Raw genomic sequence first — 6843 nt, forward strand, 5'->3', positions numbered from 1 at the left:
ACGATATGAGTGATGTTAATTAACTCGCAAAATTTGCCATATTCTCGAAAAAATCTACTTCAAAATCAATAGTTTAGTTTTTAGACAGCCTCTAAGTTAGCGTGCGGTACAAGTCTATTGTAAAAAACAGCAGCGCCTGATCGCCTGCTCTCATTTTGAGCGATGCGCGATGCTTGATGGCTGTGCAATTGGTCACGGTACCCGCTCCATCTACGCTTGAGCGGGGGTGTCAGCAGGGTGACTGGTGAGTGAGCGGGAGGGGACGATTCGGGCAGATTGTGCGGTGTGCGCCCTCGGGCGCTTTTCTTTTTTATATTTTAATCTTGTTTTAAGGCGTCCAAGCCCATGATTTTAAAGGCTTTTTGGCGACATAATGAGACAAATTCCGAGCATTGTGAGACAAATTCCGCGTTTTAATGTGACAAATTCCGCGTCTCGATGTGACAAATTCCGCGTATTATGAGACGCAAAAATCTTCATGCCACACTATTGTCGATGCCTCGGTTAAACACACTGATTGTTTCTAAAGACAACCATCTCATTGAGGCGACCTACATGCTCAGTCTGTCAGAGCAGCGATTGTTGCTCTTGACACTGGCGCGTATCGACAGTCGGGCAATCTTGCAACACGGAATTTGTCACACAATCACGGCCAGCGAGATTGCCAACTCGTATAATCTGCCACGCGATCAGGCTTACGAACTGCTGATTCATGTGGCCGAACGCCTCTATGAACGATCCGTAGTCATCTGCAATCCCGATCCAGAGCGCCCGGATGTCTCGCATTTGCGAACGCGCTGGGTGGCCAGCATCCGCTATCTGCCGAGTCGTGGCGCGATTGAACTAATTTTTGCGCCAGCGATCCTGCCGTTTCTCAGTCAGCTCAAGCGCAAGTTTTCCAGTTACCGTCTGGAGCATGTCGCGCCCATGACCTCGATCTATGCGATCCGGCTCTATGAATTGCTGATTCAGTGGCGCGAAGCTGGAACGCGCACGGTTGAAATCAATTGGTTGCGGGAACGCTTTGAGCTTGGCGATAAATATCCCAATATCCGTGACCTCAAGGCGCGTGTCCTCAATCCGGCCATCGACCAGATCAACACGCATAGCGATCTGTGGGTTAACTGGGAGCAGCATAAACGCGGGCGCGTGGTGCATGCCCTGACCTTCACCTTCGGCCCCAAACCGCAGGCTGACGCCCCGCCGACCACTGCTCTGACCACGCTCAAGCCCGCTACGCTCAAGCTCACCCGTGCCTATGTCGAACAGCACGCCTATCCGGGCGAGAGCTGGGAGGAGGCTTGGGAGCGGTTAGGGCGCAAGCAGGAGCAGCAGGATACGGCTGGACGGCTGTTAGGATGATGGAGCGTGAGTGGTGGGAGGTTCGGTTAAACTGATAGCACACAGCTACACCGCGCCCTGCGCATTCCTTTGTGATACCGGAGTTTTTTTATGCAGGCTATCGATAAAGCGCACGCCCTCGCTAGTTCCGCGCTCGGCAGTGAATTAAATGCTGACGAATGTCAAACCCTCGCCGCCCGCCTCGGTTTAATTACAGTGCAGGCAGGTGAAACCCTAGTTGATGAAGATGAAGACCGGCGCACGCTGTTTATTTTAGCGCGTGGTCGGTTATGCGTCTGTAAATCCGTCGGCGGTATTGAAGAAACTGTTTATCAAATGCGCCCAGGTGAATGCGCCGGAACACGCGCATTTATTGATGGCACGCCACGCCGTGCTGCGCTTCGCGCTGAAGAGCCGATTAGCGTTTTAACACTCGAACCCGATGATTTTGAGGCGCTAATTGACACCCAGCCGCGTCTGGTTTTTAAAGTGATGCGTGCCATTTTCCGCATTACACATAGCAATTTAATGCGCATGAATTTAGAAAGTGCTGAAATGCGCAATTATTTGCTCAAAAGCGGCGGGCGTTACTGATAACTGAATGCGTTTAATATAAAACGCTTTATAACGCCTAACAATTTGATTCCACTTTCCCCATAATAAACACGAGGACGACAGCCATGCAACGACGTGATTTTTTGAAAACGGCTGGAGTTGGTGCAATGATCGCCGGAGCCAGCATTGCCCGCCCGACTCAGGCCGAAGATAGACCGCACATTAAATGGCGCTTGGCTTCGAGCTTTCCCAAAAGCCTCGATACAATTTATGGCGGCGCAGAAACGCTGGCCAAGCGCGTTGCGGCACTAACCGATGGACGCTTTGAAATTCGCGTCTTTGCAGGTGGCGAATTGGTGCCCGCCTTTGGGGTGCTCGATGCGGTGCAACAAAATACCGTCGAATGCGGACATAGCGCCTCATATTATTATTACGGCAAAAATAAAGCACTGGCGCTCGAAACCACAATGCCCTTTGGCTTAAATACACGCCAATTGATTTCATGGGTGATGGCCGATGAAGGCATGACGCTGCTGCGCGAGCTATTTGCCGAATATAATGTGCTCAATTTTCCGGGCGGCAGTACCGGGGCGCAAATGGGCGGCTGGTATCGAAAAGAAATTCAATCACTCGCCGATCTACAGGGATTGAAGATACGCATTCCTGGCTTTGGCGCGGAGATTTTTTCGCGTCTCGGCGCGGTGCCGCAATCACTGCCAGGCGGTGAGATTTATCCGGCACTTGAGCGCGGGGCCATTGATGCCGCTGAATGGACAGTGCCCTATGATGATGAAAAACTCGGCTTTCAAAAAGTCGCCAAGTATTATTATTATCCGGGCTGGTGGGAAACCGGAACCCATCTGGTCTTTTATGTCAATAAAGCGCAATGGGAATCGCTGCCGCCGAGTTATCAATCGGCATTTGAGGTTGCGGCACGCGATGCGCACATGGAAATGCTGGCCGCTTATGATGCAAAGAACCCGCCCGCGCTACAACGCTTGTTGGCGAATGGCGCAGAATTGCGACGTTTTCCAGATGATGTGCTACTGAAAGCCTATGAAATAGCACATCAAGTTTATACAGAAGAGGCTGAGAAAAATCAGTCATTCAAAAAGATTTATACGTCAATGATGGCATTTCAAGACCGTTCTGATGCGTGGTGGGGGGTCGCGGAATCGCCGATGGCGAATTTGCGGCAGGCGGTGCGGCGGAAGAAATAAATCTGCAAGCAGTTTGGTGACAAAGCTCTAGCTTTGTCACCTCAAAATAAAATAGTCACGAAACCGGAGCTTCGTGACCAGATTTAATCAAGGACAATAAAGAATAATGAATTATGACAGGGCTTCGACATCCCGATCACGCATTCCCAATAAATAGAGAATGGCATCTAATCCAACTGTTGCAATCGCATGACGCGCCTGTTCAGTGACAATCGGTTTGGCATGAAAGGCAATGCCAAGTCCAGCAATCGCCAACATCGGCAAATCATTCGCACCATCGCCGACGGCAATAACCTGTTCTAATCGAATGCCCTCGCGAGCGGCAATCTCACGTAATAATTCGGCTTTGCGTGCGCCATCGACAATGTCACCTGACACAGCGCCGGTTAATTGACCGTCGCGAAATTCCAGCCGATTGGCATGAACATAATCAATCCCAAAACGCCGTTGTAGCTGTTCAGCAAAGTAGGTAAAACCACCGGATAAAATCGCAATTTTATAGCCGAGTTGTTTGAGCGTAGCAATCAAGCGATCTGCGCCCTCAGTAATTGGCAAACGTGCGGCAATTTCTGCTAAAACTGCTTCATCTAGCCCTTTTAACAGTGCCATACGTTGCCGAAAACTCTCTTTAAAATCGAGTTCGCCGCGCATTGCCGCTTCAGTAATTGCTGCAACTTCAGCGCCGACGCCCGCCGCTGCCGCTAATTCATCAATCACTTCAGTTTGAATCAGCGTCGAATCCATATCGAAGCACACCAAACGCCGATTACGCCGAAAAATATCGTCTTCCTGCACCGAAATATCCACATCTAAACCACGCCCAAGCGCCAGCAGTGCGCCGTGCAGATCCGTCAAATCGGGTACAGCACCGCGCACCGAAAGCTCCACCGAAGCCAGCGCCGCCGCTGCCCGCGCCTGCCGCGAGATGCGCCCAGTGAGACGGGTGATGCGATCCACGTTGAGCCCACGCTCGGCGACGACAGCAGCCACGCGAGCGATGTGTTCGGCGGCAATTTCACGCCCGACTAACGTCAAAATATGGCGCGGCTGGCCCTGTTCCTGCACCCAGCTTTCATAATCGTCATCAGCAATCGGTGTAAACCGCATGTCGAGTCCAAGACGATGCGCACTAAACAGCAATTCCTTAAATACGCCGCACTCACCGCCGCTGCGTGGCAGCTCGACCATTAGTCCCAGCGCCAGTGCGTTGTGAATAGTCGATTGGCCGATGTCCAAAATCGGCACCTGATAGCGGGCAAGAATGGCAGTCAGGGCAGCGGTGATGCCCGGGCGGTCTTCGCCGGTGACATTGATGAGGACGATTTCGCTCATGGTTTTTCTTTCGTTACGTGTTCAGTTGGCAGCCACTGTAAATCGAGAATCGCGGCAAGCGACCAAGGACAGTGCGGCGGAAAGTCGGTTAAACCAGTTTCCTGAATTGCCAGAGCACGCGCATCGGCCCAGACATCCTCCCACCAGTCGCTTTCATTCAAACTGTGTTTCAGACTTGGGGTGCGCTGTAAACGTCGTTCAATACTCTGACGTTGAATCCGAATTGTTGCGTCCCAACTGCGACCGCGCCGCGCAGGTTGATATGACCATTTCAAAAGGTGCATGAGCAAGATCGCCATGCGGCTGGCTAATTCACGCTGTTCGCTTTTGCCCACGTCTTCGATTTCCTCAGCCAGATGTTCAATATCGAGCTGGTCGAATTCACCGGCGCGTAAGCGTCGCGCTTGTTCATTAGCCCAAGCAATCACATCTTGTTCGTAGGTCACGCTGCTTGTCATGTGTGCGGCTCAGATTGCGGCGCATTCAGAAAAAATAGACAGGATTAACAAAATTTTTCAAGATTGACAGGATTTTTAAATCATTAGGCATGTCCTGTACATCCTGAAAAATCCGGTTAATCCTGTCTATTCAACACCGTCCCGATTACGGAAAGGTTATTCTCCAGCAATCGTCATCCGTTCAATTAACCACGAGCCGGTGCGAGTGCTACCCGGAAAATCGCAATCATTGCCGACGGCAATTAAATTGGCAAACATCTGTTTGAGATTGCCCGCAATGGTGATTTCTTCAACCGGATACTGAATTTCACCCTGCTCGACCCAAAAACCCGAAGCACCGCGTGAATAATCGCCGGTCACTGAATTAACACCATGCCCCATCAATTCAGTCACCAGCAACCCGCTACCCATTTCGCGTAGCAGCGCCGCTCGGTCGAGTGTACCCATGTCAATCATCAAATTGCGCACGCCGCCGGCATTACCTGTCGTCGGCAGTCCAAGCCGACAGCCCGAATAGGTGTCGAGCACATAGGTTTGCAGCACCCCATCGCGCACCAAATCTTTTGCCGAGGTCGCTACGCCGTCGCCGTCATAGGGGGCGCTGGCTAGTCCACGCAATAGATGCGGTTGTTCGTGGATGCGCACAAATTCGGGAAAGATACGTGCGCCGAGTTGGTCGAGCAGAAAGCTAGAGCGCCGATAAAGACTGGCCCCATTGATCGCCGAGACGAAGCTCCGTAGCAGTCCGGTGGCGACCTCAGCACAAAACAGCACTGGCGCTTCGCGGGTGGTGAGTCGCCGTGCGCCGAGACGCGCTACGGTGCGGGCGGCGGCACGTTCGCCAACCGTCCGCGCTGCATCCAGATCAGACGGGGCGCGGGCAGTCGTCCACCAGTAATCGCGCTGCATCTGCTCGCCGTCCTGCCCGATCACGGCGCAGTTGAGACTGTGGCGTGTGGTCGGGTAGCCGCCGAGAAAGCCGTGCGTGTTGCCAGCGACATGAATGCCGAGATGGGTCGAAAAGCTCGCGCCCTCGGAGTTGACGATGCGCGGATCGTAGGCGCGGGCGGCATCCTCGCAGGCAATGGCCAGCTCTAGCGCCTGCTCGACCGCAATCGCCCACGGATGACAGAGATCAAGCTGCGGCATGGTCGTGGCCATGAGTTCCGGCGGGGCAAGATGGGCGCAGGGGTCATCTTGGGTGTGTTCGGCGATGGCGCGGGCGGCGCTGACGGCATCGCGCACGGCGGCTGGGCTGAGATCGGAGGTACTGGCCGAACCTTTGCGATGGCCAAAATAGAGCGTAATGCCTAAGCCGTTGTCGCGGGTGTGTTCGACAGTTTCGACCTCGCCGAGTCGCACTGCGACTTCTAGGCCGCTGCTGCCGCCGACTGAGGCTTCAGCGGCGCTCGCGCCCTGGCGCTTGGCTTCTTTAAGCAGGTCTTCAATGATCTGTTGCAGCCGCGCTAGACGCTCGGCGGTGTCCTCAGTGGTCAAGATGGGCATAGTGCAATCTGAAATAGGTAGGCTGAATTTGAAATGATGCGGCGTTGTTCAATTCGGACGCGCAGTCTAGCTCATCCCCGCAACCGGCGCGATCTGCGTTGCGCACGGTAGTGCCACAATCCGAAGGATTTAAGAAGCACCCAACCGCTCACACAGCGACTGCAACAATGCGAGCGAATCCGCATCAATTAACCGATGATCGACGCCAGTTGTAATCAAGCGCGTTGCCGGTAAATCACTATGCTGCACCAATTGTTCAGAATCCGCATAGGGTACATCTGCATCCTGCGGCGAATGCAAAATCCAAGTCTCAGCTTTAGAGACTGTCTAAAAACTAAACTATTGATTTTGAAGTAGATTTTTTCGAGAATATGGCAAATTTTGCGAGTTAATTAACCCCACTCATATCGTGAATATGACTTCAGAAAAAA

Annotated in this window: 7 protein-coding genes; 3 read left to right on the top strand and 4 right to left on the bottom strand. The window is 52.8% G+C overall.

What is annotated here, in order from left to right; translation table 11 throughout:
* The first annotated feature begins 495 nt into the window (after positions 1–495).
* The 3 genes from BLW10_RS13195 (at position 496) to BLW10_RS13205 (ending at position 3116) form a co-directional block, all read left to right on the top strand.
* Complete coding sequence (locus BLW10_RS13195; RefSeq protein WP_091335436.1) at positions 496–1362, top strand: RepB family plasmid replication initiator protein; 867 nt, start codon at positions 496–498, stop codon at positions 1360–1362.
* A gap of 90 nt (positions 1363–1452) precedes the next feature.
* A complete protein-coding gene (locus BLW10_RS13200) occupies positions 1453–1935 on the top strand; it encodes a Crp/Fnr family transcriptional regulator (RefSeq protein WP_091335439.1) in 483 nt (160 codons plus the stop codon).
* Between the two features lie 86 nt (positions 1936–2021).
* Positions 2022–3116 (top strand): TRAP transporter substrate-binding protein, encoded by a 1095-nt coding sequence (locus tag BLW10_RS13205; protein WP_091335442.1) that lies wholly within the window; start codon positions 2022–2024, stop codon positions 3114–3116.
* A 111-nt stretch (positions 3117–3227) separates the two neighbouring features.
* Here BLW10_RS13205 and serB read toward each other — a convergent pair whose 3' ends face one another.
* The 4 genes from serB to BLW10_RS13225 all read right to left on the bottom strand — a co-directional run bounded on the left by serB (position 3228) and on the right by BLW10_RS13225 (position 6712).
* Positions 3228–4448, bottom strand: coding sequence for a phosphoserine phosphatase SerB (gene serB / locus BLW10_RS13210; RefSeq protein WP_091335445.1), 1221 nt, complete (start codon positions 4446–4448; stop codon positions 3228–3230).
* Complete coding sequence (locus BLW10_RS13215) at positions 4445–4906, bottom strand: DUF29 domain-containing protein (protein ID WP_091335449.1); 462 nt, start codon at positions 4904–4906, stop codon at positions 4445–4447. The genes serB and BLW10_RS13215 overlap by 4 nt, the downstream gene beginning before the upstream one ends.
* A 156-nt stretch (positions 4907–5062) precedes the next feature.
* Positions 5063–6412, bottom strand: coding sequence for a metalloprotease PmbA (gene pmbA, locus BLW10_RS13220; RefSeq protein WP_091335453.1), 1350 nt, complete (start codon positions 6410–6412; stop codon positions 5063–5065).
* Positions 6413–6541: 129 nt separating this feature from the next.
* Positions 6542–6712: a hypothetical protein gene (locus BLW10_RS13225; protein ID WP_177169074.1), complete on the bottom strand. Its 171-nt coding sequence runs from the start codon at positions 6710–6712 to the stop codon at positions 6542–6544.
* Between the last annotated feature and the right edge of the window lie 131 nt (positions 6713–6843).

Source organism: Allochromatium warmingii (assembly GCF_900107145.1).
In the GTDB taxonomy this organism is placed as follows: Bacteria; Pseudomonadota; Gammaproteobacteria; order Chromatiales; family Chromatiaceae; genus Thermochromatium; species Thermochromatium warmingii.